This window comes from Dietzia sp. DQ12-76 (assembly GCF_014145045.1).
Classification (GTDB): Bacteria; Actinomycetota; Actinomycetes; order Mycobacteriales; family Mycobacteriaceae; genus Dietzia.
This window is the reverse complement of the sequence record NZ_JAALDV010000234.1, coordinates 1-2,305: the sequence shown is the minus strand read 5'-3', so window position 1 is coordinate 2,305 and position 2,305 is coordinate 1. Positions and strand designations below refer to the sequence as shown.

The following is a 2,305-nucleotide window of genomic DNA, read 5'->3' as shown; positions in this document are numbered from 1 at the left end:
CCCGCTGGCCGAGCGCCGGGTGCCGGACTCCCCCGCCCGCGACGTGGCCGGGATCCTGCGCAGCCTCGACTACGCCGCCCAGCACACGCTGGTGGGGGTCGACGACCGGCAGTTGCGGTTCCGGGCACGCGAGTGGCGGGATCGCAACGTCGACGCGTTCTGCGCCGGGTACGCCGAGGTCAGCGAGTCCGACCCGCGCGAGACCGGCGCGCTCCTGCGGGCGTACACCTTGGACAAGGCCGTCTACGAGGTGGTGTACGAGTCGCGCAACCGGCCCAGCTGGATGGGGGTCCCGCTGGGCGCGGTCGAGCGGATCCTCGCGACGGACTAGCGCTTCTCGTCAGCTCACGGGCAGCTGGTCCTTGGCCCACTTGTAGTCGGCCTTGCCCGCGGGCGACCGGCGGATCTCGGGCACGTCGACGATCACCTTGGGGACCTTGTAGTTCGCCAGGGACTGCCGCAGGAACTCCGACAGCTCGTCCTGCCCGACCGACTGCCCTTCGCGGAACGAGACCACGGCGGCGACCTTCTGCCCGTAGCGCGGATCCGGCGTCCCGGCGACCAGCGCGTCGTGTACGGCCGGGTGGGCCTTGATCGCCTGCTCGACCTCCTCCGGGAAGACCTTCTCCCCGCCGGTGTTGATGCATCCCGACCCGCGGCCGAGGAACACGATCGTGCCGTCCTCGCGGATCTGGCCCATGTCCCCCAGTATCGAGACGCGTCGACCGTCGACCACGGGGAAGGTCTTGGCGGTCTTCTCCGGGTCGTTCCAGTAGCCGACGGGCAGGTGACCGCGGCGGACGATGTAGCCGACCTCGTCCGAGCCCGGCGCGATGGGCCGGAAGTCCTCGTCGACCACGCCGAGCTTCGGGCTGGCCGGGATGGTCATCTCACCGGATTCGTTCATCCCCAGCTCGCCGTCGTTACCGGCCTCGGAGGCACCGAAGTTGTCGCGGATGATGATGTTGGGCAGCACCTCGAGCACCCGCTCGCGACTGGACTTGGACCAGATGCCGCCGCCGGAGGCCATCATGAACAGCGTGCTGAAGTCCATGGTCTCGGTGGCGTTGACCAGCTCGTCCGTCAGCGGCACCGCCATGCCGTCACCCACGAACATGAGGATGTGGGCCTTGTGCTCCGCCGTGGCCCGGACGATCTCCGCGGCGTCGAACTCCCGGAACATGATGAGGTGGCCGCCCAGATTGACGAAGGTCAGCAGTGTGAACAGGCCCGCCCCGTGCATGAGTGGCGCGGAGATGACCACCTTCAACCCCCCGTCGGGCGAGATGTTCTCGGCCACCTCGGCGGGGCTGTGCCGCTTGTCGCCGTAAGGGTTCCCGCCCGACAGGCACGCGTAGAAATAGTCCGACATGTGCCACTGCACGCCCTTGGGGAAGCCGGTGGTGCCACCGGTGTAGACGATCCAGTGGTCGTCGCCACGGACGGGCTCGAAGTCCCGCTCCGCCGACTGCGCCGGCCATTCGGTGTCCCCGTCGACAACGGTGAGGCCCTTGGCGGCGCACGCCGAGGCCAGGACCTCCGGGACACCGCCGAACACGATGACCGTGCGGACGGTCTCGAGGTCCGGGATCGCGGCGGCCATGGTCTCGGCGAACTCGGCGTCGACCAGCACGGCGATCGACTTGGAGTCGTTGAACAGGTAGACCAGCTCCGGCGGGGTGTACCTGAAGTTGACGTTGATCCCGGCCACCCGGATCTTCATGCACCCGAGGATGGCCGCCATGTGTGCGGTGCTGTTCTTCATGTAGAGGGCGACGTGGCTGCGTGGCTCCGCACCGTGAGCACGCAGCAGGTGGCCCATCCGGTTGGCGAGTTCGTCGATCTGGCGATAGGAGTACTCGACACCGTCCATGGTCAGCAACGGGTTGTCCGGGATCGTGTCGACGACGGCCTCGAACACCGCGGCCTGGTTCATCTCCGGATTGGTGCCGGCGAGCGGATCGGTCGAGTGGTCAGCAGCTTCGGTCATGGCGGAATCCTTCGCGAGGTCAGTCAAAATGTGGCTGTCCTCACATTGTGACCTGAACTTGTTCTCATGTCCAGACGGCACCCTGATCAGGCCAGACCCTCAATTAGTAGAACGGGTTCTAGCTATACTTCGCTCCGCGAACGCGGTTTCTCGTGACCCCGCGCCCGTGAGCGCCTACATTTTGGACATGAGTTCACGGCGGTCCCCGCACAGCGGCGCGCCCTACGACGGGGGCCTGATGCTGCCCCACGCCACGCGGACGGGGGCGGTCCCGGTGGACGGTCGCCGATCCGCCGCCCCGGAGGCGGACCGACC

General features: G+C 67.6%; 1 protein-coding gene and 1 pseudogene. One reads left to right on the top strand and one right to left on the bottom strand.

The window, feature by feature from the left end:
* Nucleotides 1-331, top strand: a pseudogene (locus G6019_RS08885) (maltokinase N-terminal cap-like domain-containing protein); the annotation flags it as partial.
* Nucleotides 332-340: 9 nt separating this feature from the next.
* Here the strand turns inward: G6019_RS08885 and G6019_RS08880 are convergent.
* Nucleotides 341-1,990, bottom strand: coding sequence for an AMP-binding protein (locus G6019_RS08880; protein WP_182613607.1), 1,650 nt, complete (start codon nucleotides 1,988-1,990; stop codon nucleotides 341-343).
* Nucleotides 1,991-2,305: the final 315 nt, after the last annotated feature.